The 25,849-nt window shown below is 63.9% G+C and carries 22 protein-coding genes and 2 pseudogenes; 12 read left to right on the forward strand and 12 right to left on the reverse strand.

The window, feature by feature from the left end:
- Positions 1–63: 63 nt before the first annotated feature.
- The 4 genes from metF (at position 64) to rhlE2 (ending at position 5,058) form a co-directional block, all read left to right on the forward strand.
- Positions 64–909 carry a methylenetetrahydrofolate reductase [NAD(P)H] gene (metF, locus tag JYG36_RS25225; protein ID WP_045193827.1) on the forward strand — a complete coding sequence of 282 codons (846 nt, stop codon included), beginning with the start codon at positions 64–66 and terminating at the stop codon, positions 907–909.
- Positions 910–1,019: 110 nt separating this feature from the next.
- Positions 1,020–2,102: a hypothetical protein gene (locus JYG36_RS25230; RefSeq protein ID WP_093376904.1), complete on the forward strand. Its 1,083-nt coding sequence runs from the start codon at positions 1,020–1,022 to the stop codon at positions 2,100–2,102.
- Between the two features lie 65 nt (positions 2,103–2,167).
- A complete protein-coding gene (locus JYG36_RS25235) occupies positions 2,168–2,953 on the forward strand; it encodes a substrate-binding periplasmic protein (RefSeq protein WP_213602654.1) in 786 nt (261 codons plus the stop codon).
- A gap of 221 nt (positions 2,954–3,174) precedes the next feature.
- On the forward strand, positions 3,175–5,058 hold the full coding sequence (gene rhlE2, locus JYG36_RS25240) for an RNA helicase RhlE2 (RefSeq protein WP_045193831.1): 1,884 nt from the start codon (positions 3,175–3,177) through the stop codon (positions 5,056–5,058).
- Positions 5,059–5,122: 64 nt separating this feature from the next.
- Here rhlE2 and JYG36_RS25245 read toward each other — a convergent pair whose 3' ends face one another.
- The 3 genes from JYG36_RS25245 to JYG36_RS25255 form a co-directional block, all read right to left on the reverse strand.
- Complete coding sequence (locus JYG36_RS25245; RefSeq protein WP_093376912.1) at positions 5,123–5,701, reverse strand: YceI family protein; 579 nt, start codon at positions 5,699–5,701, stop codon at positions 5,123–5,125.
- 34 nt (positions 5,702–5,735) lie between these two features.
- A complete protein-coding gene (locus JYG36_RS25250) occupies positions 5,736–6,287 on the reverse strand; it encodes a cytochrome b (protein WP_045193834.1) in 552 nt (183 codons plus the stop codon).
- Positions 6,288–6,549: 262 nt separating this feature from the next.
- Entirely contained in the window at positions 6,550–8,400 is a 1,851-nt protein-coding gene (locus tag JYG36_RS25255; protein WP_093376915.1) for a flavin monoamine oxidase family protein, read from the reverse strand.
- Positions 8,401–8,590: 190 nt separating this feature from the next.
- Here JYG36_RS25255 and JYG36_RS25260 point away from each other — a divergent pair, with 190 nt between their 5' ends.
- Entirely contained in the window at positions 8,591–9,997 is a 1,407-nt protein-coding gene (locus JYG36_RS25260; protein ID WP_045193839.1) for an adenosylmethionine--8-amino-7-oxononanoate transaminase, read from the forward strand.
- A gap of 99 nt (positions 9,998–10,096) precedes the next feature.
- Positions 10,097–10,816 (forward strand): 16S rRNA (uracil(1498)-N(3))-methyltransferase, encoded by a 720-nt coding sequence (locus JYG36_RS25265; RefSeq protein WP_045193840.1) that lies wholly within the window; start codon positions 10,097–10,099, stop codon positions 10,814–10,816.
- On the opposite strand, the gene trhA is transcribed toward JYG36_RS25265, so the two are convergent.
- From trhA to JYG36_RS25305, 9 genes and pseudogenes are all read right to left on the reverse strand, one after another.
- Positions 10,813–11,430, reverse strand: coding sequence for a PAQR family membrane homeostasis protein TrhA (gene trhA / locus JYG36_RS25270; RefSeq protein WP_045193841.1), 618 nt, complete (start codon positions 11,428–11,430; stop codon positions 10,813–10,815). The two genes, JYG36_RS25265 and trhA, sit on opposite strands and share 4 nt — an antisense overlap.
- Before the next feature lie 55 nt (positions 11,431–11,485).
- Positions 11,486–11,953 (reverse strand): chemotaxis protein CheW, encoded by a 468-nt coding sequence (locus tag JYG36_RS25275; protein WP_093376918.1) that lies wholly within the window; start codon positions 11,951–11,953, stop codon positions 11,486–11,488.
- Positions 11,946–12,332: pseudogene (locus JYG36_RS26935) on the reverse strand (response regulator); the annotation flags it as partial. The gene JYG36_RS25275 and the pseudogene JYG36_RS26935, both read right to left, overlap by 8 nt.
- A 129-nt stretch (positions 12,333–12,461) precedes the next feature.
- Positions 12,462–17,276: pseudogene (locus JYG36_RS25280) on the reverse strand (Hpt domain-containing protein); the annotation flags it as partial.
- A 7-nt stretch (positions 17,277–17,283) separates the two neighbouring features.
- A complete protein-coding gene (locus JYG36_RS25285; RefSeq protein ID WP_045193845.1) occupies positions 17,284–19,329 on the reverse strand; it encodes a methyl-accepting chemotaxis protein in 2,046 nt (681 codons plus the stop codon).
- Between the two features lie 15 nt (positions 19,330–19,344).
- The gene (locus tag JYG36_RS25290) at positions 19,345–19,899 is read right to left on the reverse strand and encodes a chemotaxis protein CheW (protein ID WP_082075373.1); all 555 of its coding nucleotides are present in this window, start codon (positions 19,897–19,899) and stop codon (positions 19,345–19,347) included.
- On the reverse strand, positions 19,896–20,261 hold the full coding sequence (gene pilH, locus JYG36_RS25295) for a twitching motility response regulator PilH (RefSeq protein WP_045193983.1): 366 nt from the start codon (positions 20,259–20,261) through the stop codon (positions 19,896–19,898). The genes JYG36_RS25290 and pilH overlap by 4 nt, the downstream gene beginning before the upstream one ends.
- A gap of 43 nt (positions 20,262–20,304) precedes the next feature.
- A complete protein-coding gene (gene pilG, locus JYG36_RS25300) occupies positions 20,305–20,715 on the reverse strand; it encodes a twitching motility response regulator PilG (RefSeq protein WP_045193849.1) in 411 nt (136 codons plus the stop codon).
- A 37-nt stretch (positions 20,716–20,752) separates the two neighbouring features.
- Positions 20,753–21,031 carry a hypothetical protein gene (locus tag JYG36_RS25305; protein WP_177329128.1) on the reverse strand — a complete coding sequence of 93 codons (279 nt, stop codon included), beginning with the start codon at positions 21,029–21,031 and terminating at the stop codon, positions 20,753–20,755.
- On the opposite strand from JYG36_RS25305, the gene gshB reads away from it, so the two are divergent.
- The 6 genes from gshB (at position 21,030) to ruvX (ending at position 25,844) form a co-directional block, all read left to right on the forward strand.
- Positions 21,030–21,983 carry a glutathione synthase gene (gene gshB, locus JYG36_RS25310; RefSeq protein WP_213602659.1) on the forward strand — a complete coding sequence of 318 codons (954 nt, stop codon included), beginning with the start codon at positions 21,030–21,032 and terminating at the stop codon, positions 21,981–21,983. The two genes, JYG36_RS25305 and gshB, sit on opposite strands and share 2 nt — an antisense overlap.
- 109 nt (positions 21,984–22,092) lie before the next feature.
- Entirely contained in the window at positions 22,093–22,998 is a 906-nt protein-coding gene (locus JYG36_RS25315; protein WP_038997538.1) for an energy transducer TonB, read from the forward strand.
- A gap of 139 nt (positions 22,999–23,137) precedes the next feature.
- Entirely contained in the window at positions 23,138–23,629 is a 492-nt protein-coding gene (locus JYG36_RS25320) for a hypothetical protein (RefSeq protein ID WP_213602661.1), read from the forward strand.
- 159 nt (positions 23,630–23,788) lie between these two features.
- Positions 23,789–24,772 carry an ankyrin repeat domain-containing protein gene (locus tag JYG36_RS25325; protein WP_093376935.1) on the forward strand — a complete coding sequence of 328 codons (984 nt, stop codon included), beginning with the start codon at positions 23,789–23,791 and terminating at the stop codon, positions 24,770–24,772.
- A 71-nt stretch (positions 24,773–24,843) separates the two neighbouring features.
- A complete protein-coding gene (locus JYG36_RS25330) occupies positions 24,844–25,413 on the forward strand; it encodes a YqgE/AlgH family protein (protein WP_213604497.1) in 570 nt (189 codons plus the stop codon).
- Positions 25,413–25,844, forward strand: coding sequence for a Holliday junction resolvase RuvX (ruvX, locus tag JYG36_RS25335; protein WP_093376944.1), 432 nt, complete (start codon positions 25,413–25,415; stop codon positions 25,842–25,844). Before JYG36_RS25330 ends, ruvX begins: the two co-directional genes overlap by 1 nt.
- The last annotated feature ends 5 nt before the right edge of the window (positions 25,845–25,849 follow it).

The following is a 25,849-nucleotide window of genomic DNA, read 5'->3' on the forward strand; positions in this document are numbered from 1 at the left end:
GCGGTTCGCGCCGCTTCTGCTTGTCGCTTGCGGCTTGTAGCTTGCCGCTGAAGAGAACCTTCTATGTCTCAGGAACGTCGTTACAGCTTCGAGTTCTTCCCGACCAAGACCGATGCTGGACATGAAAAACTGCTCGCCACTGCCCGCCAGCTGGCCAGCTACAACCCGGATTTCTTCTCCTGCACCTACGGTGCCGGTGGCTCGACCCGCGACCGCACGCTGAACACCGTGCTGCAGCTGGAAAGCGAAGTGAAAGTCCCCGCCGCCCCGCACCTGTCGTGCGTCGGCGACAGCAAGGACGACCTGCGCTCGCTGCTGACCCAGTACAAGGCAGCCGGCATCCAGCGCATCGTCGCCTTGCGCGGCGACCTGCCGTCGGGCATGGGCATGGCCAGCGGTGAGCTGCGCTACGCCAACGAACTGGTGGAGTTCATCCGCCAGGAAAGCGGCGATCACTTCCATATCGAAATCGCCGCCTACCCGGAGATGCATCCCCAGGCGCGCAACTTCGAGGACGACCTGAAGAACTTCGTGCGCAAGGCCAACGCCGGCGCCGACAGCGCCATCACCCAGTACTTCTTCAACGCCGACAGCTACTTCTATTTCGTCGAGCGCGTGCAGCAGCTGGGTGTGGATATTCCGGTAGTACCGGGGATCATGCCGATCACCAACTACAGCAAGCTGGCGCGCTTCTCCGACGCTTGCGGCGCCGAGATCCCACGCTGGATCCGCAAGCAGCTGGAAGCCTACGGCGACGATGTGAAGAGCATCCAGGCCTTCGGTGAAGACGTCATCACCCGCATGTGCGAGCAACTGCTGCAAGGCGGCGCTCCAGGGTTGCACTTCTACACCTTGAACCAGGCCGACCCGAGCCTGGCGATCTGGAACAACCTCAAGTTGCCCCGCTGATCGAACCGCTACACCGCAGGTAACAATTGCGTCAGAATACTGAAAAGGCCTTTAGCTTACGCTAAGGGCCTTTCTGCATTCCTGCCCCCAGACGGATTTTCGTGCCTTCCATGCGCCAAGGACTTACCCCTGCTCGACCGCAACTCGTTTACCTGGTCTTCGGGCCGCCCACCTACCACCAGGAAGCCCAGTTCAGCATTGTCAGCGCCCTGGCCAACCTGCGCAAGACACCCGGGGAAGCACTTGATATCCAGGTCTACAGCGACAATCCCGAACCCTACCGGCACCTGCCGGTAACTGTTCATCCACTCGACGCCGCCACCCGTGAAGCCTGGAACCAGCCCTACGGCTACCACTTTCGCAGCAAGCACGTGGTGCTGCGTCAGGTGCTTGCCAGCGCGCCCATGGCCGTGCTGATCGATACCGACACGTTCTTCCATCAGTCGCCCATCGAGCTGTTCCGCCGGGTCAAGCCAGGCACCCTGCTGTGCAATGCCATCGGCAGTACCTATGGCAATGATCCTCAGTGCCCGCTGTTCCAGAGCCTGGCAGCAATGCTCGAAGAACGCGGGCTGGCCGACCGGCACATGCCGCTGCTGAACTCCGGGGTGATTGGCCTGATGCAGGAAGATGCGCCATTGCTGGACCGCTCCATCGCCTTGATGGACGAGTACTACCCCCACGCCAACGGCGCCTACACCCTGGAGGAGTTCTGCCTGGGCGTGGCCGCCTACCGGCAGATGCAGGTCAACCAGTGCACCGACCTGATCCATCACTACTGGAGCCGCAAGCAGCTGTTCCGGGCCAAGGTCCAGGCCTGGCTGGCCAAGCACCAGCACGCACCCCTGAGCGAAGAGGCGTTGGCGGATGTCACCCGCGTCAACGCCCAGTTGCCCAAACCGCCGACCTTGCAACGCCTGGGCTACAAGGCGCTGAGCCTGGCCCTGCCGAGCGAACAGCGCCAGTTCATGCGCGAACTGCTCAATGGCTGCTACGACTACCCCAACGAGTTCGACCGCGCCTGCGCTACGGCCTGGTGGGACAAGGCCCTGGACAACGCCAGGGCCCGCCATCCGCGGCCGATCTGCGCCGATACCCTGCAGCGATGGTTCGAGCACCCAGGCATGCGCCTGTCGCTGGGCCGCAAGCACCGCACGGTGCGTGATTCACTGTTAAAGCGATCACAGCGCTGACACCCAGGCGGGCTCGACATGCACGGCTACTAGCCATAGCCGTGCACACGTCGTAATCTCCAGCCATGCCCGATTTCACCCGCCTGTTGACCGCGCTGATTCTCACTTGCCTGAGTGCCTTTGCCCACGGCGAGAAGCTGCGTATCGTCACCGAACCCTGGGCCCCCTACGTCTATCTCGAAGACGGCCAGGCCAAAGGCATCGACTATGAGGTCACCGCCGAGGTATTCAAGCGCCTGGGGGTCGAGGTGGAATGGCAGTTCCTGCCCTGGAAGCGCTGCCTGGCGATGATCGAGCAGGGCCTGGCCGATGGCGTGCTGGACATCTTCCAGACCGAACAGCGCGACAGCCAGTTGTTCTACCCCAGCGAGCCGCTGTCCGACGTCGAATTTACCCTGTTCTATGCCAACGCTCGCCCGCACAAGGTCAAGCGCCTGGAAGACCTGAGCGGCCTTACCGTCGGCACTTCGCCCGGTTACAGCTATGGTGGCGCGTTTATCGACTCACCGCTGTTCACCCGCGAGCCGGCCCCCACTCACGAGGCCAACTTCGGCAAGCTCCAGCGCGGACGTATCGACCTGTTGATCACCGACCGCCGTGTGGGCCGCTATATGATCAAGACATTGGGCCTGGAACAGCAGATCAGCGAACTGCCTCTGGTGATCAGCCGCCACAGCCAGTACCTGGCGGTGCGCCGCAATGTCGGCATGGACCTGCTGGCCCAGCGCTTTGCCGCCGAGCTGCGGCGCTTCAAGCGCGAGCCGGCCTATGCCGCGCTGCATGCACGCTACGCCGGCACTGCGGAAAACTTTCCAACCGCCGTTGAGCAGCAGGAAAGCAGCATGCGCTGAATGCTCTGTTATACTCGGGCCTTCCCGCCAGGCTTACGCCCGGACGCTCGGCCTTGCAAAAGGCATCCCGACCGGCAGGACAGCGCGGCCCAGAGCCCGCCCGCCGCCCCGGATGCGCATTGAAGACCCTGCTGGACCGGACGCGATAGCATCAGCTGATGCCCGTCGCGCCAGGCAAGATTATCCCATCGGGCTCAGCCCCCATTAAAACAGGATTACTCATGTCCTTTGCTTCCCTCGGTCTCTCCGAGGCTCTAGTTCGCGCCATCGAGGCTGCGGGCTACACCCAGCCCACTCCGGTGCAACAGCGGGCCATTCCCGCCGTGTTGCAAGGCCGCGACCTGATGGTTGCCGCCCAGACAGGTACTGGTAAAACCGGCGGTTTCGCCCTGCCGATCCTTGAACGCCTGTTCCCCGGTGGTCACCCGGACAAATCCCAGCGCCATGGCCCACGCCAGCCGCGGGTACTGGTGCTGACCCCGACGCGCGAACTGGCCGCCCAGGTTCACGACAGCTTCAAGGTTTACGCCCGCGACCTCAAATTCGTCAGCGCCTGCATCTTTGGTGGCGTCGGCATGAACCCACAGGTTCAGGCCATGGCCAAGGGTGTCGACGTGCTGGTGGCCTGCCCCGGCCGTCTGCTGGATCTCGCCGGCCAGGGCAGCGTTGACCTGTCCCACGTCGAGACCCTGGTGCTCGACGAAGCCGACCGCATGCTCGACATGGGCTTCATCCATGATGTGAAGAAGGTCCTTGCCCGCCTGCCGGCCAAGCGTCAGAACCTGCTGTTCTCGGCGACCTTCTCCAAAGACATTACTGACCTTGCCGACAAGCTGCTGCACAACCCCGAGCGCATCGAGGTCACGCCGCCGAACACCACGGTCGAGCGTATCGAGCAGCGCGTCTACCGCCTGCCGGCCAGCCACAAGCGCGCCTTGCTGGCACACCTGATCACCACCGGTGCGTGGGAACAGGTGCTGGTGTTCACCCGTACCAAGCATGGCGCCAACCGCCTGGCCGAGTACCTGGAAAAACACGGCCTGACCGCCGCCGCGATCCACGGCAACAAGAGCCAGAACGCGCGCACCAAGGCCCTGGCCGACTTCAAGGCCGGCAGCGTGCGCATCATGGTTGCCACCGATATCGCCGCCCGTGGCCTGGACATCGACCAGTTGCCGCACGTGGTCAACTTCGAACTGCCCAACGTTGAAGAAGACTACGTTCACCGTATCGGCCGTACCGGTCGTGCCGGTCGTTCGGGCGAGGCCATCTCGCTGGTCGCTCCGGATGAAGAAAAACTGCTCAAGAGCATCGAGCGCGTTACCCGCCAGAAGATCCCGGATGGCGACCTGATGGGCTTTGATGCCTCCAAGGTCGAAGCCGAGAAACCCGAGACCCGTGAGCGTCCGCAAAACAATCCGCGTGGTGGCCGTGGCCAGCGCGCCGATGGCAGCAATGCCGGTAGCGGCGGTCGCAAGGACAAGGGTAAGGACCAGGGCAAAGACAAAGGCCGCGACAAGGACAAGGAAAAAACCGCGGAGAAATCCGCCGGTGGTCGCCAGGAGCGCAAGCCCCGCGACAACAAACCGCGGCAGGCCCAGTCGGGCCAGCCAGGTGTTCCGCAAGTTCCGGCCAATCGTGATCCGGAAGAGTTCCTGGATGACGAAGTCGACAACTTCGGCAACCGCGCCGACTACGTCAGCCCTTACCAGAACAAGGGCAACCAGGGCCGTAACCGTCGTCCGGGCGCACCTGCCCAGACCGGCACCGGCGCCAGCACCGGTGGCCAGCCACGTGGCGGCCAGCCGCGCAGCAACAACGGTCCGCGCAGCGGTGGTGGTGCTTCGGCCAATGGCGAGAAGCGCGGCGGCGGTGCCCGTAATGGTGGCGGCAGCCGCGACGGTGGCGGTCGCAATCGCCGCCCGGCGCGCGACGATCAAGCGAGCAAAGAGCCGGCCGTGCGCAATCCGCGTGAGGGCCAGCCGCAGCCGAAGATCGTCCACAAGGAGTCGAAGGTCGACCGCTTCCCGACTGCCGAACAGCTCGAGCAGCTGCCAAGCCGTCCACGTGGCGAGAAGCCTGCGCTGCTGACGCGTAACCGCTGATTCAGCGACCGCGCCAACAAAAACGCCGCCCCTAGGGGCGGCGTTTTCGTTTATGCAGCAAGCATTACTTCTGCTTGATACCTTCGATCGAGATGTCCAGATCCAGGGTCTGCGAAGACGGGCCTGGGCCTTTGATGCCGAAGTCGTTCAGGTTCAGCGTGGTCTTGGCGTTGAAACCGGCGCGCTCGCCGCCCCATGGATCCTTGCCTTCACCGTTGAAGGTGGCCTTGAAGATGACTGGCTTGGTGACGCCGTGCAGGGTCAGGTCGCCAGTCACGTCAGCAGTTTTCTCGCCGGTCGATTTGACAGCGGTGGAGACGAACTTGGCCTCTGGGAACTTGCTCACATCGAGGAAATCTTTGCTGGCGATGTGCTTGTCACGCTCGGCGTGGTTGGACCACAGGCTGGCGGTTTTCAGGTCGACGGCGATCTTGCTGGCTTCAGGCTTGGCGGCGTCCCAGCTGAAGGAGCCATCGAAGTCCTTGAAGGTGCCGTGGATGAAGCTGTAGCCCAGGTGGCTGATCTTCCAGTCAACGAAGGCGTGCTGGCCTTCCTTGTCGATCTTGTAGTCTGCTGCCATTGCCTGACCGGCCGAGAACAGTGCGGTACCGAGCGCCAGAGCGGCAAAAGTCTTTTTCAACATGCGTCTATATCCCTTTTGGAGTTGAGGTTGAACATCAAGCTTTGCGGCCCAGCATGCGGATCAGGGTCGCGTCACGGTCGATAAAGTGGTGTTTCAGGGCTGCCAGGCCGTGCAGCCCGGCAAAGATCACCAGGCCCCAGGCCAGGTAGAAATGGATCTCGCCGGCGACATCGGCCTGATCGGGCAGGTTGCTGACCAGCGCCGGCACTTCAAACAGGCCGAACACCGGGATGCCAACGCCGTCGGCGGTAGAAATCATGTAGCCGGCGAACATCACCGCGAACAGCCCCAGGTACAGCAGGCCATGGCCGGCCTTGGAGGCGAGGCGGGTGAGTTTGCCGTGGTTGGGCAGCGCTGGCGGCGGTGGGCTGAGAAAGCGCCAGAGCACGCGCAGGAGCATCACACCGAGCAGCACCAGGCCGATACTTTTGTGCAGGTCGGGGGCGTCTTTGCGCCATGGGCTGTAGTAGTCCAGGCCCATCATCCACAGGCCCAGGCCGAACAGGCCGAATACAGCCAGTGCAACACCCCAGTGCAGGACGATGCTGACAAAGCCATAACGAGAAGGTGAGTTGCGCAGTTGCATTGCCGTGTTTCCCTGTAAGAACTGTGCTCAGACTAACGATTTATTAATCGAATAAAAGCAGAAAAACTTGCTCTGAAATATCGAGAAATATGATCTTTAGTATGAAACGAAGCTATTAAGGAAACATTAACTACGTGGGAAGGGAAGACCCTGCGGGCCTTGGGGCCGCTGCGCGGCCCATCGCCGGCAAGGCTGGCTCCCACAGGTTCGGTGTGTACTTGCCCCTGTAGGAGCCGGCGTTGCCGGCGATGAAGTCAGCGCATTACTGCGCCTTGGCCTGGGTGTTGGCTACCGGCTTTTTCACTGGTTCCGCCTTGGCGGCGGCTTTTTTCGCAGGCGCAGCCTTGGCTGCGGTTTTCTTCGGCTGTTGCGCCTTGGCTGCCGGCTTTTTCGCCGGTGCCTGCTTGGCCGCTGGTTTGGCCGGAGCGGCTTTCACCGGCGCCTTGGCTGGCTCTTCCTTGGCAACCGGGGCGACCGCAGGTGCTGGCGCCGGCGCAGGGGCCGGAGCCACCTCGGCCTGCTTGGCCGCTGGCTGCTCGGCAGGCTTGTCATCGCTACCGAACATGCGCTTGAAGAAGCCTGGCTTGCCCTCTTCCTTCTTCACCGGCTCTTCGGCCTTGGCCGGCTTGTCGGACGATCCGCCAAACAGGTTGCTGAAGAAATTACCTTTGCTCGCCGCGGCAGCCGCGGTGCCGGCAGCGGCCGTGGCGGCAACCGCCTTGACCGGCTCGAACGACTTGCCCGCGGCCAGGTCCTGGACCTGGCTGGCAGCGCGCTGGCCACTGCGCAGAGCGCCTTCGAGGGTGCCCGGGTACATCGCATCGGTGTGCTCGCCAGCAAAGGCAACCCGCTGCACCGGACGCTCCCACAGGCGCCAGTACTTGCTGATCTGCCCAGGGCCATAGGCCAGGTAGGCGCCACCGGTACCCACGTCAGTGCTGTAACGGCGTACTTCGTAGCCGGTGAAGGCGCCACGGGCTTGCGGGTAGAAGGCGTGCAGACGGATCAGCACCTGGTCGACCATCTGCTTGTCGCCAAAGGCCTGCAGCAGGCGCGCGTTGTCACCGGAGAGGTTGATCACCACGTTAGCGCCGCCCTTGAGCGCAGGCTCGATCCAGAGCATGCCCAGGCCGGTGTTGCTGTAGATCTCGCCAGACATCCGCGCGCGGCTTTCCCACACCGGGGTCTTGAACTTGAGCATCAGCTGGTCGCGCCAGCCGTAGTTGGTGCCCTTGAGGGCGGCCAGGTGCTTGGTGTCCAGGCCCGGAGTCATCTGGATCTTCGACAGCGCGCGCAGCGGTACGGCCAGCACGACGTAGTCGGCCTGGTAACCGACGCTGCCAACCTTGACGGTGACGCCGTCCTTGTCCTGGATGATGGCGCTGACCGGCGACTGGGTCTTGATGGTTTTCAATTGCTTGACGAAGGCCTGGGCCAGCACCGGGCTACCGCCTGGCAGGCGTGCGGCGCGCAGGTCACGGTCGCTGACGCCGCGGTAGACGCGGGTCTGCTGGGCGAAATAGAGCAGCGACAGGCGCGACGGCTCGTCATAGCGGGTACGGATCTGCTGGTTGACCAGCTGGCGCGCGGTGGCCGGCAGTTGCAGCTTGTCGAGCCAGCCGGAAACGTTGAGCTGGTCGAGGGCGAACAGGGTGCTGTTGGCGGCTGGGTTCAGCGGATCGTCGATCGAGCGTGCGAGGTCGTCGAGGGTCTTCTCGTAACGCTTGAGCGCTTCGGCGGTGGCCGGTTGCTTGGTGCTGAGGTCGGCGGCGCTGAAATACTCGCCATCGATCAGGTAACCCGGGGTACGCACGAACTCAGGTGCCGGCAAGGTGCTGAGCTTGAAGGCATCCAGGTACTGGTTGAGCACCGGCTGGGCCTTGCTGTTGCCGATCCATTCACTGGTGGCCAGGCCCGAGCGCCCGCCCATACCGGTCTTGGCTTCCAGCAGGGTCACCTGCCAGCCCTTGTTCTGCAACTCATAGGCGGCTGTCAGGCCGGCCAGACCGCCACCGACGACGATCGCCGTCGGGGCCTTGTCCTTGGCCAGCGCAGTGCCGCTGAACAGTCCTATCATTACCAGCGCACAGGCGCGCAGCCAACCAGCAGACATTCGGCGAACTCCGGATCAAAGCAGAAGTGTTTGGGGGGATCCCCCAGAAAGAGTAGCCGAAGGATACGCCACGCCAAGCGCCCCCGCCAGCAACGCCAGCACCCTGATTGCAGCGCACGGGTTGTTCTCGACCGGCGCATTGCATAGGCTTGCGCGGCATGTCCGAGCCGCCGTCGCCAGGAGAATCGAAATGGGCCTCAACCAACAGTGGATGCAACGTGACCTCAAGGTCCTGTGGCACCCCTGCACCCAGATGAAAGATCACGAACAACTGCCGCTGATTCCGATCAAGCGCGGCGAAGGCGTGTGGCTGGAAGACTTCGAAGGCAAGCGCTACCTCGACGCCGTCAGCTCCTGGTGGGTCAACGCCTTCGGCCATGCCAACCCGCGCATCAACCAGCGCATCAAGGACCAGGTCGACCAGCTTGAGCACGTGATTCTCGCAGGCTTCAGCCACCAGCCGGTGATCGAGCTGTCCGAGCGCCTGGTGCAAATCACCCCCGAAGGCCTGGACCGGGTGTTCTACGCCGATAATGGTTCGTCCTGTATCGAAGTGGCGCTGAAAATGAGCTTTCACTACTGGCTGAACAAAGGCCAGCCAGAGAAGAAGCGCTTCGTCACCCTGAGCAACAGCTATCACGGCGAGACCATCGCGGCGATGTCGGTCGGCGACGTGCCGTTGTTCACCGAGACCTACAAGGCGCTGCTGCTCGACACCATCAAGGTGCCAAGCCCCGATTGCTACCTGCGCCCCGAGGGCATGGGCTGGGAAGAGCACTCGCGCAACATGTTCGCGGCCATGGAGCAGACCCTGGCTGAACACCACGCCACGGTCGCCGCGGTGATCGTCGAACCGCTGATCCAGGGCGCCGGTGGCATGCGCATGTACCACCCCGTATACCTCAAGCTGCTGCGCGAGGCCTGTGACCGCTATGGCGTGCACCTGATCCACGACGAGATCGCCGTGGGCTTTGGCCGCACCGGGACGATGTTCGCCTGCGAACAGGCCGGCATCCGCCCGGATTTCCTGTGCCTGTCCAAGGCCCTGACCGGTGGCTACCTGCCGCTGGCCGCGTGCCTGACCACCAACGAGGTGTACAGCGCCTTCTACGACGATTACCCGACCCTGCGCGCCTTCCTCCACTCGCACAGCTACACCGGCAACCCGCTGGCCTGTGCCGCGGCGCTGGCGACCCTGGATATCTTCGCGCAGGACAACGTCATCGAGGCCAACAAGGCCCTGGCCCAGCGCATGGCCAGCGCCACCGAGCACCTGGTCGACCACCCGCAAGTTGGCGAAGTGCGCCAGACCGGCATGGCCCTGGCCATCGAGATGGTCCAGGACAAGGCCAGCAAGACCGCCTACCCGTGGCAGGAACGCCGTGGCCTGAAGGTCTTCGAGCACGCCCTGAGCCGTGGCGCCCTGCTGCGCCCGCTGGGCAGCGTGGTGTATTTCCTGCCGCCCTACGTGATCACCCCGGAGCAGATCGACTTCCTCGCCGAGGTGGCCACCGAGGGTATCGACATTGCCACCAGCAGCCGCGTCAGCGTGGCAGTGCCGGCTGATTTTCACCCTGATTTCCGCGATCCGGGCTAACAGCATCGCGGGGCAAGCCCGCTCCTGCAAAGATCCCTGTAGGAGCGGGCTTGCCCCGCGATGAAGCCCGCACTGCCAACACATTTTTAGAGTTAGTACATGAGACTGTCCCGCTTTTTCATCGACGCCCCCCTGAGCCTCGGCGCCCACGACCTGCCCGAAGCCCAGGCCCACTACATCGGCCGCGTGCTGCGCATGGCGGTTGGCGATGCCGTGCAACTGTTCGACGGCAGCGGCCAGGAGTTTCGCGGCCAATTGCTGGAAGTCGGCAAGAAAACCGTCCGCGTGCAGCTCGACGAAGCCTTCGCCGGGCAAGCCGACTCCAGCCTGCAGGTTCACCTCGGCCAGGGCCTGTCGCGCGGCGAGCGCATGGACTGGGCAATCCAGAAGGCCACTGAACTGGGCGTCAGCGCTATCACCCCGATCGTCAGCGAGCGCTGCGAAGTACGCCTCAAGGATGAACGCGCCGACAAGCGCATGGCTCATTGGCGCCAGGTGGCGATCAGCGCCTGCGAGCAATGCGGGCGCTCCAGCGTACCGGTCATCCACCCACCACAGCCGCTGGCAGACTGGCTCAAGGCCTGCGACCAGGACCTCAAGCTGGTCCTGCACCCGGTCGCCGAACCCATGGTCAGCCATCAGCAGCCCGCCAGCCTGGCGTTTTTGATCGGCCCAGAAGGCGGCCTCAGCGAGGCCGAAGTCGAGCAGGCCAAGGCCACCGGCTTCCATGCCGCACGCCTGGGCCCGCGCGTATTGCGCACCGAAACCGCGCCAGTCGTGGCCCTGGCCGTCGCCCAGCAGCTGTGGGGCGACTTCTAGAGCACGTAGAAGAACACCGCGATGAAGTGCAGCAGGCTGCCGGCGATCACGAACAGGTGCCAGATACCATGCCAATGGCGAAAGCGGCTGTCGTAGGCAAAGAAGATGATGCCGATGGTGTAGAACGCGCCACCGGCCGCTAGCCAGGCAAAGCCTGCGGCGCCGAGGCTGGCGAGCAGCGGCTTGACCGCCACCAGCACGATCCAGCCCATCAGCGCATAGATGATGATCGACATGACCCGCGCTTCGGAGCGCGGCTTGATCTCTTGCAGCATGCCGATCACCGCCAGCCCCCAGACCACCCCGAACAGGCTCCAGCCCCAGGGCCCGCGCAGGCTGACCAGGCAGAACGGCGTATAGCTGCCGGCAATCAACAGGTAGATCGACAGGTGATCGAGCTTGCGCATGATCACTTTGGCTTTGCCGCGCACGCTGTGATAAAGGGTCGAGATGCTGTAGAGCAACAGCAGGGTAAAGCCATAGATCGCCAGGCTGACGATCTTCCAGGGGTCGCCTTGCAGGCTCGCCACCACCAGCAGCCAGATGGCGCCGATGCAGGCCAGAACGGCGCCGACCAGATGGGTCCAGGCGTTGAAACGTTCACCGTGATACATGCAACAGGATCCTCCTGACTTAAAACAGGTCTCCCATCCTACACAGGCAAATGCGTCAAACCACCCCTGCGTCTACCAACAGTTGCTCCAGCGCGGGCAGGTCCGGCACCCGTGCCACCTGTTCGCCCACCTGTACCGCCGCCAGCTCCAGGCCGGCCAGCGGCACATCGACGTAGTTGAGCTGGCTGTCGAGCTTGCACGAGCGCGGAATACCCTGCACCAGCAAGGCGACAAAGCGCAGCGGGCTGTCGCCCAGGGCATTGAGCACGACGATCCGCGCCCGCTCGCCAACCTGCAACTGGCCGTCGCAGGCCGACTCGAAACTCAGCAGCGGCAGGCGCTGGCCGCGCCAGTCGATCCAGCCGAGCATCCACTCGGGCGCGTCCAGCGCCGGGCTGCCGGCCTGAAAGCCGATCAGTTCGGCCACGGCCACGTTGGGCAGTACCAGGCAGCGATCGCTCAAGGGCAGCAGCAGGCCGGTGAGGCTGCTGCGCCGGTTTTGCCGGGCCGGTTGTTCAAGCATCGCGGCGACTCCATTGGGCGATGCTCTGCAGCAGCACCGATTCCTGATAGGGCTTGCCCAGGTAGTCATTGACGCCGATGGCCATGGCCCGGTCGCGGTGTTTCTGGCCGGTACGCGAAGTGATCATGATGATCGGCAGGTCCTTGAGCCTGGGGTCGTGGCGGATCTGCGTGGCGACTTCAAAGCCGTCCATGCGCGGCATCTCGATATCCAGCAGGAGAATGTCCGGGCGATGCTCCTGCAGCAGGGCCATGGCATCGACCCCGTCCTTGGCGGTCAGTACGTTCATGCCGTGGCGTTCGAGCAGGCGCCCGGTAACCTTGCGCACCGTCACCGAGTCATCCACCACCATTACCAGCAGCGGCCGTTGCGGCAAGCTGCCATGGCTGTCCCGGCGCAGGCCTTCGCTGCTGTGCTGGTGCAGCGCCAACTGCTGCTGCAAACCGCGCAACTGGCCGAGCAGATCGAGAATCAGCACCACCCGGCCATCGCCCAGCAAGGTCGCCCCGGACAAGCCCTGGACCGCGGCAAACTGCGGCCCCAGGCTTTTGACCACGATCTCGCGGCTGGCCGCCAGGCCATCGACCTGCACAGCGTATTGCTGGTCGTGGGAGTGCACCAGCAGCACCGGCAGCGGCAGGCTCTGGCCCAACAGTTTCGGCTGCGCCGCCCCCTGCAGCAGCTCGCCCAGGTAGCGCAGCTCGTAGCGATGCCCGGCGTACTGGTAATGCGGCGGATCAAGCTGATAGCACGCCTCGAGTTCGGCCGGCGGCACGCGGACGATCCCTTCGATGGTATTGAGCGGAATCGCGTACTGCTCTTCGCCGTAGTGCACCATCAAGCCACGGTTGATGGACACCGTGAATGGCAGGCGAATCAAAAAGCGCGCGCCCTTGCCCGGCTTCGACTCGATCACCATCGAACCTCCGAGCTGCTTGACCTCTTCATGGACCACGTCCATGCCCAGGCCGCGCCCGGAAATCTGGGTGATCTTCTCGGCGGTGGAAAACCCTGGCTGGAGGATGAACTGCATGATCTCGTGGTCACTGAGCACCGCTGCAGGGTCGAGCAAACCGCGCTTGATCGCCTTGCGCCGCACGGCTTCCAGCGGCACCCCGGCACCGTCGTCGGTCATTTCGATGACGATGTCGGCGCCTTCATGCAGCAGGTTCAGCGAGATCAGCCCGTGCGCAGGCTTGCCCGCTGCCAGGCGCGCCTCGCGCGACTCCAGGCCATGGTCGACGGCGTTGCGCAGCATGTGCTCCAGCGGCGCCATCATGCGTTCCAGAACGCTGCGGTCCATCTCGCCCTCGGCATTGCCGACCACCAGTTCGACCTGCTTGCCCAGCTCGCTGGAGACCTGCCGCACCACCCGCTGCAAGCGCGGCACCAGGCGCTCGAACGGCACCATGCGGGTGCGCATCAGGCCTTCCTGCAGGTCGCTGTTGACCCGCGCCTGTTGCTGCAACAGGCTGTGCGCGTCATGGGCGCGCACGCTCAGGGTTTCCTTGAGGTCGAGCAGGTCGGAGGCCGATTCGAACAACGCCCGCGACAGTTGCTGCAGCTGCGAATGGCGGTCCATTTCCAGCGGGTCGAAATCGTCGTAGGCCTGGCCGTCGCCATCGGCCTGGCGGCTGAGGATGCGCCCCTGGGTTTCGGTATCCAGGCGGCGCAACTGGTCGCGCATGCGCTCCAGGGTGGTTTCCATCTCGTTCAGGGCCACTTGGGCGTCATTGACCTGCTGCTCAATGCGGCCACGGATGATCGAATTCTCTCCGGCCAGGTTGCCCAGGTCATCAAGCAGCTCCGAGGCCACCTTGACCATATCCCCGGCGCCACGCTCAGGGGCGGTCACCGGCAGCTCTGGCGGCGCCGTATCCGGGTGCGCCTGACCGGCAGCGGTATCGGCCAATGCGGCGCTGCTGAAGTTGCGGATGTAGTCGATCAGCGCCGTGGCCGCGTGCAACGGTTGCTGCAGGCGCACCGCATCGAGCATGTGCGCCAGGCGGTCGTGGCAATTCTGCAGCAGGCTGAACAGCGCCGGGCTCGGTTGCAACTGGCCGGCGGCGAGCAGTTCGTAGAGAAACTCCAGTTCATGGGCCAGATCGCCGATCGGCCCGATCTCGACCATCCGCGCACCGCCCTTGAGGGTGTGCAGGTCGCGCAGCAGGTTCTCTACCTCAACGCCATTACGCGGCTCGGCCTGCCAGCGCAGCAAGGCCGCGCTGGAGCTTTCGACCAGGTCCAGGCTTTCTTCGAGGAAGATCTCCAGCAGCTCTTTGTCGCCGGCATCCTGCTGCGCTTCGACGGGTTTATCCACAGGCACCGGCGGCGGCGCCTCATGACGAAACTCGCGCAGCGCCGCCAGCAGCTCTACCTGGGCAGCCGGCACCTGGCCTTGCTGCAGTTGTTCGAGCATCTGCGCCAGTTGCTGGTGGCTGCGCTTGAGCAGGGCAAACAGCTCGGCGCCAGGGCTGAAGCGCCGGTCCACCAAACCTTCGTAAAGCAGCTCAAGTTCTTGCGCCAGCACCTCGAACGCGCCCATGGCGGCCATCTGCGCGCCACCCTTGAGGGTTTGCAGGTCGCGGGCCAGCGACGACAGCGCCGAGGCGTTGTCGGTATCCAGTAGCCAGCGCGCCAGGGCCTGGTCGGCGCTGTCGAGAATGTCGCTGGCTTCATCGAGAAACAGTTCGAGCATGGCCGGGTCCGGCGCTTGGGCCGCAAGTTCGGCGGTGGCACTGACAAGCTCGGTGATTGTCCCGCCCTGGCTATTGACCAGGCCCATGGCCGCTGGGTCGAGGCCTTCGTCAAGCAGCTCGCGCAAGGCCTGCAGGCGTTCCGGACGCGGGTCGACTTCCTGGCCGGCGGCGATCTGGTCGAGCATGTCGATCAGCGCTTCATGGGCGCTTTGCGCCTCGCTGAAGAACCGCGGGCTGACCGCCAGGCTGCTCTCCTCCACGGCGCCATAGAGGTCGAGCAAGGCTTCACACAGCTCATCCACCTGCCACAGGTCGGCCAGGTGTGCGCTCTGGCCGAGGGTGGTCAGTTCATCAAGCAGGGCATTGAGTTCCTGGCGCTCGCCCGGGTGCTCCTGCCAGCGCAAAAGCAACGATTCGGCGTCGAGCAGGATGTCCATGCCTTGGGCCAGGAAGCTGGCAATCAGTTGCGGGTCGCGCTTGACCCGCAGGCCCTGGCTTGGCGCCTCGAGCAAAGCTTGCAGGCGCGCATCGACCACCTGGTGAATATCGGCGATCAGCGTCGCGGCCCCGGCAATCGGCGCCAGAGGCGCGCTGGAGAGCTGCTGCACGCCACGGCGCAGCAGCGGCTCGGCAGTTTCCAGCAGGTAGATTTCTTCCAGGTCGAAGGCCAGCTGATGGGCCTTGAACTCCCGCGCCAGCAAGTCCAGGGCGCCGGCCAGCTCGGCAATCGGTACTACCCCGGCCATCGCCGCACTGCCCTTGAGGGTGTGCAGGGCGCGCTGCAGGTTATCGCTGACTGCCAGCGGCAACTGCTTGTCGGCCTCGTGCAGGAAGGCTTCGAGACTGTCCAGGTGACCCAGGGCTTCGTTGCGAAAGATCTCCAGCAATTGCGGGTCGATGGCTTCGCCGGCCTCGGCCTCGCTGCGCGGGTCGTTCATGGCCAGGGCGTGCAGGTGCGCGGCCAGTTGTTCAACCTGCGGATGCGCCGGCGCCAGTGCCTGGGCAAACTCGCCGAGCAAGCCAGGCAGTGTGTCCAGCGCTTGCTGCAAGGCGGCCAGGGGCGCTGCACCGATATCTACCCGGCCCTCGAGCACGCGATTGAGCAGGTGCTCCGCCGCCCAGGCCAGTTCCCCCAGCACCTGGGCGCGGACCATCCGCCCGCTACCCTTGAGGGTGTGCAGACCGCGGCGCAGTTCGATCAGGGCGTCACGATCGGCGCCGTCGGCTTGCCAGCGCGTCCACATCTGATTGAGCAAAGGCAGAAGTTCGTGGGCCTCTTCGAGGAAAATTTCCCGCAGCTCGTCGTCGATTGGTGCTTCTTCATCCGCCGCAACAACAGGCGCTTCCACCAACGCCGGTTCCGGCTCGGGCCGATAACCCAAAGCAGCCAGGCTGTGCTGCGCCGCCTCGAGGAACCGCGAAGGGTTGGCCTGGGGATCGGCAATCAGCCATTGCAGGTAGCATTCACAGGCACTCACGGCCTCGGCCAGGTGGCTCAGGGCTGCAGTATCCGCCAGGGTCTCGCTGCCCAGCAGCTGTGCATGCACGTAGTCGCCGCACTGCCCGATCAACGCCGCTGCGCGCGGCAGCATCAGCATCGCCAGCGCGCCACGCACCTGTTGCAGCAGGCCCGGCACTGGCTGCAGACGCTGCGGCTGCCAGCCGGCGTCGAGGCAATCGCCGATCAGGTCCTTGACCTGCTGCAGCACGGCGAAGGCTTCCTCCAGCACCAGCTGGCGAATCTCCGCCAGGTCGGTGCCCGGCAGCGGGCTCTGGCTGTTCTGCTCCAGCGGCCCGACCATGCCGGCCAGGGTGGCCTCGACATACAGCAGCGCGCCGGCGATATCCATCAGCAGCGCATCGGCAGGCTCGCGCTGACCCTGGGCCAGGCTTTGCAGCACCAGCACCTGGTCGATGATCACCCGCCGCGGCTGGCCAAAGCCGAGGACCGCCAGGGTGTCGGCGATCTGGCGCAGCGGCGCCAGTAACGGCTCCAGTTCCTCAAGATGCTGGCGGTCGCCGCGCACGAACTGGTCGAGGCGCTCCTTGACCCGCTTGAGGTCTTCGCACAGGGCGGCGACCACCGAACGCAAGGCATCACGATCCGGCCCGGCCTGCAGGCGATCGCGCCAGGTGCCCAGGTACAGGTCGAGGTTGGCCAGCTCTTCGGCGTCGGCCGGGCTGCTGCTCAGCAGGCTGTCCTGGGCCAGGGCCTGGGCACCGCGCTCGGCACGCAATTGGTTGAGCACTGGCAACACCACCAACGGCAAGTCGCGGCGGGCGCTGCGCAGGCGCTCCAGGTACAGCGGCAATTGCTCAAGGCCGCGAAACAACGCGCCCAGCGCTTCACCGCGCTGGCTGGCGCGGCCCTGGCGCAAGGCCAGGCCCAGTTGTTCCATTTCTTCGGCGAGCAGCGCCGCGCCGTGCAGTTCGAGCATCAGCAGGCAGCCGCGCACCTGGTGCAGCTGTTCGACGAATCCGTCGAGCACCGCTTCATCGCCGGGCTCGGCGGCAAAGTGTTCAAGGGTCAGGCGCGCCTGGCCCAGGCAGTCGGCGATCGCCCCTCTGACCCAGGCCAGCGCCACCGTATCGTGCCGATCCGCCATAACTGCTCCCATCACCATGATGCCCTCAACGCGGTGGCGTCGGCGGCAGGGTAAAACCGGACACCGAGCGGCGCATTTCACTGGCCATGCGCGCCAGGTTACCGATGCTCTCGGCGGTGGCGGTGGAGCCGGCCGAAGTTTGCGAGGTGATCTGCTGGATCACCGACATGGTATGCGAGATCTGCCCGGCCGAAGAGGTCTGCAGCTGGGCGGCGTCGGAGATGCTGTGAATCAGGTCGGCGAGGGTCTGCGACACGCCTTCGATTTCGGCCAGAGCGACCCCGGCATCCTGGGCCAGGCGCGCACCGCGCACCACTTCGGCGGTGGTCTGCTCCATGGAGATCACCGCTTCGTTGGTGTCGGCCTGAATGGTACGCACCAGCGCTTCGATCTGCCGCGTGGCCGACGATGAGCGTTCGGCCAGGCGCTGTACCTCGTCGGCAACCACGGCAAAACCGCGCCCGGCTTCACCGGCCAGCGAAGCCTGGATCGCCGCGTTGAGGGCGAGGATGTTGGTCTGGTCGGCAATGTCGTCGATCAGGCTGACGATATCGCCGATCTCCTGGGACGACTCGCCCAGGCGCTTGATCCGCTTGGCGGTGTCCTGGATCTGCTCGCGGATGTTGTCCATGCCGTTGATGGTGTTGTGCACCACCTCGTTGCCCTTGTTGGCGATAGCCACCGAACGCTCGGCCACCTTGGCCGATTCGTAGGCGTGGGTGGAAACGCGGTCGATGGATTCAGCCATGTCGCCCACCGCCACCGAGGCATCGCTGATCTGCTGGGCCTGGTGCTCGGAGGCCTTGGCCAGTTGGCGCGCGGTGTTCTGGGTGTCTTGCACGGCGGCGGCAACTTCCTCGGCGCTGAGGTTGATGGTCGCCACCAGGTCGCGCAGCTGGTCGATGGAGTAATTGATCGAATCGGCAATGGCGCCGGTGAAGTCTTCGGTCACCGACACGGTTACGGTCAGGTCGCCGTCAGCAAGGTCTTCAATTTCGTCGAGCAGGCGCATGATCGCCTGCTGGTTGCGCTCGTTCTTCTCGGCAGTTTCGTGCAACTGGCGGTGGGTGGTGCGAACCATCACCAGGCCGATGAGAATGATCGACGCCAGCGCCAGCAAACCCAGTACATAGCCGCCGACGGTATCCAGGGTTCGGCCGCCTGCCAGGTTTTCAAACCCGGTGGCCAGGCGCGAGGCTTCATCGAGCAGGGTTTGCGAAAGGCCGAAGATGCTCCCGGCGGCTTCGCGCACACGGAACAGCTCGGGCGAGGTTTCGAGGATTTCGTCGACGGAGCCTGCGACAAACTGGAACAGCTCGGCGATCTCGCCCAGGCGCGCGCGGGCGTCCGGATCCTGCACGCGGGTAACCTGGATCGCTTCGTTACCGCCGAGCATGGCCTCGAGCACCTGGCCGAAACGGCTGGCGTCGCGGCCGAAGGCATCGGCGGCCTGCACAGCGGTGTCGTCGCCGGCCAGTACGGTATTCACCGAGCCAAGAATACGCTCGGCCAGCAACGACTGGCGCTGGGCCACGGCCACCTGGCTGGCCGGCGCACCGCTTTGCAGGAGGATCTCGACGACCTTCTCGTACTCCACCTGCAACTGCGGCACGGTTTCGGCGAGGGTCGCGGCGACCTGGTGCAACGACAGCACGGTCTGCTCGCTGGCCAGGATGGTGTCGGTGTTCTTGCGCAGGTTTTCCCAGTCGCGCAGCACTGCGTCCATTTCCTTGCGCACCGCCGGCGGCGCAGCGGGCAGGCCGGTGCTGGCATCGCCCTTTTTCAGGTAGCCCCAGCGCTGTTCGAAGTCGTTGCGCGCCTCGCTCAACAGGCGGAAGGCCACGGCCTTGCCGGCCGCCGCTTCAGTGGCGTTCTTGGCGATGCGCTGGGACAGCACGCGCAGTTCGCCGGCATGGCCGATGTACTGCTTGTCGTAGTTGGCCTGGGTGTTGAGGTAGGCGAAGTTGGCAAACAGCAGGATGATCGACAGGATCAGCACCACGAACAGCGCCGCGATCTGCGCGCTGCTGCGGGAACCCTGGGGCGATGGAGCCGTCTTGGTCGTGGTCACGGAGGTGGCATTCCTTTACAGCGCGACATCGAGGAAACCCGGCGCCTGGGCCAGGGCGAAGGGGCTGAAGATCGCCCAGCTGCGCTCACGCTGGAAATGCCCCTGGACGAAGGGCGCGGCCGCACTGAGCAACGGCGTTGGCGGCGACAGGTCGAGACTGTGCAGTGGGAAATGCTGCAAACCCAGCACTTCATCGACCAGCAAGCCGGCAAACAACTCGTCATGGTCGAGCACCAGCACTCGTCGCTGCTTGCGCGGTGCCGACAGGCCCAGGGCGAAGAAACCGCAGAGGTCCATCACCGGCAGCAGCCGGCCACGCAGGTTGGCGACACCGCTGACCCAGGGCTTGACCCCGGGGATGCGGCTCAGGCGCGGCTCGTGCAGCACTTCGGCGACTTCGCCCATGGGCGCGACGAACCACTGTTCGGCAATGCGAAAGCCGATGCCGCTCCAGCTCTGCAGGCGGGTTTCCTGCAACGGCAGGTCGGCGGCCAGCAGCCGGCAGCGCCGGTCGATGTCCAGCAGCAGCTCGAAGGCCGTCAGCGACTCGCCCATGGGCTGGGTGGTCAACCTTTGAGCACGTCGTTGAGCTTTTTGATCAGGGTGTCTTCGTCCACCGGCTTGGTCAGGTAGTCCTTGGCGCCCTGGCGCTGGCCCCAGACCTTGTCGGTCTCCTGGTCCTTGGTGGTGACGATGATCACCGGGATATGCGCGGTTTCCGGGTCTTTGCTCAACTGGCGGGTGGCCTGGAAGCCGTTGACCCCGGGCATGACGATGTCCATCAGTACCGCATCGGGCTTTTCGTGGCGGGCCAGGGCTACGCCATCGGCGCCGTTTTCGGCCTTGAGCACTTCATGCCCGTGCTTTTCGAGCATACCGGTCAGTTTGTACATTTCGGTCGGCGAATCGTCGACGATCAGAACTCGGGCCATGCTGTTCCCCATAAGGAATAGACGCCTGCGCGGCGGCGCAACGTCAGGGTGCGTGTTGTTCTTCTGCGGCGAATCCGGGCACATGGGCCTTGATTGCGTCCAGCAGCTCTTCCTTGCTGAAAGGTTTGGTCAAAAATTGATCAGAGCCGACGACACGGCCACGGGCCTTGTCGAACAGGCCATCGCGGGACGACAGGAGAATCACCGGCGTGTCCTTGAAGGTGCTGTTCTGCTTGATCAGGGCGCAGGTCTGGTAGCCGTCCAGACGCGGCATCAGCACGTCGACGAAAATGATCTGCGGCTGGTGGTCGATGATCTTGGCCAGGGCATCGAAACCGTCGATGGCCGTGATGACCTCACATCCTGCTTCACCGAGCAATATCTGGGCGGTGCGGCGAATCGTCTTGGAATCGTCGATCACCATCACCTTCAATGCCGCGCCGGGCTGTTCCATAATTGCTCTACCATCGCTGCTCGCTATGAGCGGCAAGCTACAAGTTTCTGGCGGCAAGAAAAAGCAGGGTGAACGCGGCGTGCTTTTTCTTGTGGCTTATGGCTTGTGGCTTGCAGCTGGAGACGGCCGTGCAGGCCACGTGCCAGGCCTTTTTAGCACACTCTGGGGGGTGCATTCCATCGGCCCGCGCCGACGCCCGGCGCAGCGCCGCCCAGGATGCGTTTTTCCCTTGACCGCCAGCGCTGCGAGCGCCACCCTGACGCCACTTTTCATTCGAGCCAATGCGGCCCATTGCCGCTGAGAGGATTTTGCCCATGAGCGTTCGCCTCGGGATTGTCATGGACCCCATTGCGCGCATTTCCTATAAAAAGGACAGCTCGCTGGCCATGTTGCTGGCCGCCCAGGAGCGCGGCTGGTCGCTGTTCTACATGGAGCAGCAGGACCTCTACCAAGGCGCCGGCCAGGCCCGCGCACGCATGCGCCCGCTGAAAGTGTTCGCCGACCCGGAGCACTGGTTCGAGCTGGACGCCGAGCAAGACAGCGCCCTGAGCGAGCTGGACGTGATCCTGATGCGCAAGGATCCACCGTTCGACATGGCGTTCGTCTACAGCACCTACCTGCTGGAACAGGCCGAAGCCGCCGGCGTGCTGGTGGTCAACCGCCCGCAGAGCCTGCGCGACTGCAACGAAAAGCTGTTCGCCACGCTGTTCCCGCAGTGCACGCCGCCGACCCTGGTCAGCCGCCGCGCCGATATCCTGCGCGAATTCGTCAACCAGCAGGGCGACACCATCCTCAAGCCGCTGGACGGCATGGGCGGCACCTCGATCTTCCGCCATCGCCCGGGCGACCCGAACCTCTCGGTAATCCTCGAGACCCTGACCGGCAACGGCACCCAGCAAATCATGGCGCAAGGCTACCTGCCGGCCATCAAGGACGGCGACAAGCGCATCCTGATGATCGACGGCGAGCCGGTGCCCTATTGCCTGGCGCGCATTCCGGCCTCGGGCGAAACCCGCGGCAACCTCGCTGCAGGTGGTCGTGGCGAAGCCCGCCCGCTGACCGACCGCGACCGCTGGATCGCCGCACAGGTCGGCCCGACCCTGCGCGAGAAGGGCCTGCTGTTCGTCGGCCTGGACGTGATCGGCGAGCACCTGACCGAAATCAACGTCACCAGCCCGACCTGCATCCGCGAGATCGACAACGCCTTCGGCACCCAGATCGGCGTGCAGTTGATGGATGCCATTGATCGCAAGCTCAAGGCGCGCTGACAGCCGACGCGGAGCAACCGCGCAGAGTGGGGTATCATGCCGGTCGTTTTTATGACCTGGGCACCTGCTCTGCCGGTTTCCCCCGGTCTTTGCAGCTGCTGGATACCTGATGACGCTTCCTGCTGACATCCCTGCCGACTTCTCTCCACCCCGCGTACGCCCGGTGGATCGCCTGGGTTTTACCCTGTTCCTGGCAGCGCTGCTGCACCTGGCGCTGATTCTCGGTGTCGGCTTCACCTTCGCCAAGCCCGAAGAAATCCGCCGGACCATGGAAATCACCCTGGCCACCTTCAAAAGCGAGAAAGCGCCGCAGAAGGCCGATTACCTGGCCCAGGACAATCAGCAAGGCAGCGGCACCCTGGACAAGAAGGCGGTGCCGAAAACCACCGAAGTGGCGCCCTTCCAGGACAGCAAGATCAACAAGGTCACCCCGCCGCCGGCCGCCAAGCCCGAAGTACAACCGCAACCGACGCCGCCCAAGGCAGTAGTGGCGACCAAGGCGCCGAAGCCGGAAAAGGTCGAAACCCGACCCAAGGAAGCCAAGCCGCAGCCCAAACCCAAGGCCGCGACCCCGGACTTCGACAGCTCGCAGCTGTCCAGCCAGATCGCCAGCCTCGAAGCCGAACTGTCCAACGAGCAGCAGCTGTACGCCAAGCGCCCGCGCATCCACAGGCTTAATGCCGCCTCGACCATGCGCGACAAGGGTGCCTGGTACAAGGACGAGTGGCGCAAGAAGGTCGAGCGTATCGGCAACCTCAACTACCCCGACGAAGCCCGGCGCCAGCAGATCTACGGCAGCCTGCGGCTGATGGTGTCGATCAACCGCGACGGTTCGCTGTATGAAGTGCTGGTGCTGGAGTCCTCCGGCCAGCCGCTGCTCGACCAGGCCGCCCAGCGCATCGTGCGCCTGGCCGCACCGTTCGCGCCGTTCACCGGCGACCTGGCCGATATCGACCGGCTGGAGATCATCCGTACCTGGCGTTTCGCCCGCGGCGATCGGTTGCAGAGTAATTGATTTGCGTGCAATGGGCAGAATTGAAAATACTTACGCATAACACGAAAACCTATCACTGCCACCTGATAAAACTGACAGTTTCGGCATTGCTTTCAGCGGTTCAATATCACTAGGTAAATCACCAAACCAGGGGATCGCCATGACTATTAACAATGAGCCTGCCACCGAAAAATTTAAATACAACTTTAAACTCGCCTCAGGTTATTTCAACATAACCGTAAAAGATGGCATTAATGAAAAAGTGCATGAGGACAATAACGTCTATTTTTTTCGGCCGGGCGACGCGAGCCTTATTTATTGCGTTTTCAGCGAGGGGGCTTTTGATCCGAGCGGAACCTACCCTGCCCTTTGGATTTCGACTGGCTCTGCGCTGAAACAAGGCGACTACCCAATAAGCCCTACACCCGGTGTGAATGAGTTCCTGGGCTTGTTTGCAACTTACAAAAACGGACAGGTAGGTGGAAGCCATCCTGGCACAGGAACGTTGAATATCAACGCCCTGTCCAACCAACCTGAGCTACTTCACATCGAAGGTGCTGGCAACTTCGACTACCAACTGGATGATCGCGAGATAAACGTTGTCATTAATTCGTTTACCGCTCAATACCACCCAGCTATTTTTCGTTCCTGAAAACACAGCCGCTCGCCCCGTCTGCACTGACTGCTGACTACCCACCCGGCAGTCAGCGCCGACTACTACAATCGATCTAAGGTTAAGCCTGATGGCAAAACAATAGCCATTTTGCGATGATGCGCGCCCGTATATCCCCCTCAAGAAAGGATTCTGTTGATGTCGCGCATCAATTTCGCCCGCAAAACAGCCGCCCTCGGCCTGGCCCTGGCGGCCTGCGTCCTGCCTGCTACTGCCTTCGCCGACGCCGCCGAGCTGTCGCAGAAGCTGTACAACGAAGTTGGCGAGTACAAGTACGACGAAACCCCGGCGCGCCTGGCCAAGATCCAGGCCTTGCTCGACCAGGGTGCCGATCCGAAAGGCCAGCCGATGTTCCTGGCCGCCTCCTACAAGATCGTCGCGCCGTTCGAGCTGTTCCTGCCAAAGATCGGTGACGTCAACACACCGATCCAGGAAAACGGCGAAACCCTGCTGCTGTTCGTCCTCAACCAGGCCGAGCAATCGAAGGCCTCCGAGGCCGACCTGCGCATGGTCAAGGGCCTGATCAAGGCCGGCGCCGACGTCAACGTGCTGGCCCAGGGCGATTCCGCTACGCCGCTGAACACCGCAGCAGGCAAGGGCTCAGCCGAACTGATCAAGCTGCTGCTGGCTTCCGGCGCCGATGCCAAGGCCGTCCGGCCGAACGGCTTTACCCCATTGACCGGACCGGGTGCCTCGAACCTGGAGGTGATCAAGCTGCTGGTCGCTGCCGGCGCCAATCCCTACCAGGTAACCCTGACCGGCACGACGCCGCTGCACCATGTTTGCGAACGCGCCTTTGAGATGAACGGCCAGCCTGACCCACAAGCGGCCGAGCGCATTGCCCTGCTGCTGAAAAAAGGCAGCTCGATCGATGCCTACCACGAGCAGCACGGCACCTTCCCGGTCGGTACGCCGCTGGAAGAAGCCGCCCGCACGGACAACCCGGACTGCGTCGCCGCGCTGATCAAGGCCGGCTCCAGCCTCAAGGCCCCGGCGTTCCCGGAGAGCTACCTGGCCAAGTACCCGCAGGCCAAGCAGCAAACCGTCCAGGAGTACGTGCTGTCGGCCGCTGAAGAGTCGCCAACCCTGTACACCGAAGAAGTGGTCAAGCTGTTCAAGTAACCCCGCAGTAAAGCTGACAAGGTGACGCCAGCACCTTGTCAGCGTGGCCACTCACCGCCACACTATCAGGCATGAAGAACCTCAGCCCGGATTACCTCAAGCATCAGTTCCTGATTGCCATGCCACACATGGCCGACCCGAACTTCGCGCAGACCTTGACCTATATCGTCGAGCACAACGCCAATGGGGCGATGGGGCTGGTGGTCAATCGGCCACAAGACCTCAACCTGGGCGATATCCTCGAACAGCTGCGCCCGGACGTCGAACCGCCGGCCAGTTGCATTCATGTACCAATCTATATGGGCGGCCCGGTGCAAACCGACCGCGGCTTCGTCCTGCACACCAGCGAGCGCAGCTTCCAGGCCACCGTCGAACTCGACGGCCTGTCGCTGACCACCTCCCAGGACGTGCTGTTTGCCATCGCCGACGGCCTGGGCCCGAAACAGAGCCTGATTACCCTCGGCTATGCCGGCTGGGAAGCCGGGCAGCTGGAAGCGGAACTGGCCGACAACGCCTGGCTGAACTGCCCGTTCGACCCCGAGATCATCTTCGGCATGGCCTGTGAGCAGCGCCTGGCCGCTGCGGCGGCAAGCCTGGGGATCAACCTCAGCCTGCTGACCAGCCAGGCGGGGCACGCCTGATGGCCGAAGTACGTCTACTGCTGGGCTTTGACTACGGCAGCCGCCAGATCGGCGTCGCCGTCGGCCAGGTGATCACCGGCCAGGCCCGCGAGCTGTGCACCCTCAAGGCGCAGAACGGCACGCCGGACTGGGCCCAGGTTGAAAAACTGATCAAAGAGTGGAAACCCGACGCCCTGGTGGTCGGCCTGCCCTTGAACATGGATGGCAGCCCCAGCGAGATGAGCGAGCGCGCAGAAAAATTCGCCCGCCGCCTTAATGGTCGATACAACCTGCCGGTCCACACCCACGACGAACGCCTGACCACTTTCGAAGCCAAGGGCGAGCGCATGGCCCGTGGCGGCCAGCGCGGCAGTTACCGCGACAATCCGGTGGATGCCATTGCCGCCGCCTTGCTGCTGCAGGGCTGGCTGGAGGCCAATACCGGGGCCTGAGACCC

Origin of the sequence: Pseudomonas sp. SORT22 (assembly GCF_018417635.1) — a bacterium.
Lineage (GTDB): Bacteria > Pseudomonadota > Gammaproteobacteria > Pseudomonadales > Pseudomonadaceae > Aquipseudomonas.

Bases quoted from the DNA above. Each gene is read 5' to 3' on its own strand.
- metF (WP_045193827.1), top strand. From the start codon at position 64: ATGTCTCAGGAACGTCGTTACAGCTTCGAGTTCTTCCCGACCAAGACC.
- JYG36_RS25230 (WP_093376904.1), top strand. From the start codon at position 1,020: ATGCGCCAAGGACTTACCCCTGCTCGACCGCAACTCGTTTACCTGGTC.
- JYG36_RS25235 (WP_213602654.1), top strand. From the start codon at position 2,168: ATGCCCGATTTCACCCGCCTGTTGACCGCGCTGATTCTCACTTGCCTG.
- rhlE2 (WP_045193831.1), top strand. From the start codon at position 3,175: ATGTCCTTTGCTTCCCTCGGTCTCTCCGAGGCTCTAGTTCGCGCCATC.
- JYG36_RS25245 (WP_093376912.1), bottom strand. From the start codon at position 5,701: ATGTTGAAAAAGACTTTTGCCGCTCTGGCGCTCGGTACCGCACTGTTC.
- JYG36_RS25250 (WP_045193834.1), bottom strand. From the start codon at position 6,287: ATGCAACTGCGCAACTCACCTTCTCGTTATGGCTTTGTCAGCATCGTC.
- JYG36_RS25255 (WP_093376915.1), bottom strand. From the start codon at position 8,400: ATGTCTGCTGGTTGGCTGCGCGCCTGTGCGCTGGTAATGATAGGACTG.
- JYG36_RS25260 (WP_045193839.1), top strand. From the start codon at position 8,591: ATGGGCCTCAACCAACAGTGGATGCAACGTGACCTCAAGGTCCTGTGG.
- JYG36_RS25265 (WP_045193840.1), top strand. From the start codon at position 10,097: ATGAGACTGTCCCGCTTTTTCATCGACGCCCCCCTGAGCCTCGGCGCC.
- trhA (WP_045193841.1), bottom strand. From the start codon at position 11,430: ATGTATCACGGTGAACGTTTCAACGCCTGGACCCATCTGGTCGGCGCC.
- JYG36_RS25275 (WP_093376918.1), bottom strand. From the start codon at position 11,953: ATGCTTGAACAACCGGCCCGGCAAAACCGGCGCAGCAGCCTCACCGGC.
- pilH (WP_045193983.1), bottom strand. From the start codon at position 20,261: ATGGCCCGAGTTCTGATCGTCGACGATTCGCCGACCGAAATGTACAAA.
- pilG (WP_045193849.1), bottom strand. From the start codon at position 20,715: ATGGAACAGCCCGGCGCGGCATTGAAGGTGATGGTGATCGACGATTCC.
- gshB (WP_213602659.1), top strand. From the start codon at position 21,030: ATGAGCGTTCGCCTCGGGATTGTCATGGACCCCATTGCGCGCATTTCC.
- JYG36_RS25305 (WP_177329128.1), bottom strand. From the start codon at position 21,031: ATGGGCAAAATCCTCTCAGCGGCAATGGGCCGCATTGGCTCGAATGAA.
- JYG36_RS25315 (WP_038997538.1), top strand. From the start codon at position 22,093: ATGACGCTTCCTGCTGACATCCCTGCCGACTTCTCTCCACCCCGCGTA.
- JYG36_RS25320 (WP_213602661.1), top strand. From the start codon at position 23,138: ATGACTATTAACAATGAGCCTGCCACCGAAAAATTTAAATACAACTTT.
- JYG36_RS25325 (WP_093376935.1), top strand. From the start codon at position 23,789: ATGTCGCGCATCAATTTCGCCCGCAAAACAGCCGCCCTCGGCCTGGCC.
- JYG36_RS25330 (WP_213604497.1), top strand. From the start codon at position 24,844: ATGAAGAACCTCAGCCCGGATTACCTCAAGCATCAGTTCCTGATTGCC.
- ruvX (WP_093376944.1), top strand. From the start codon at position 25,413: ATGGCCGAAGTACGTCTACTGCTGGGCTTTGACTACGGCAGCCGCCAG.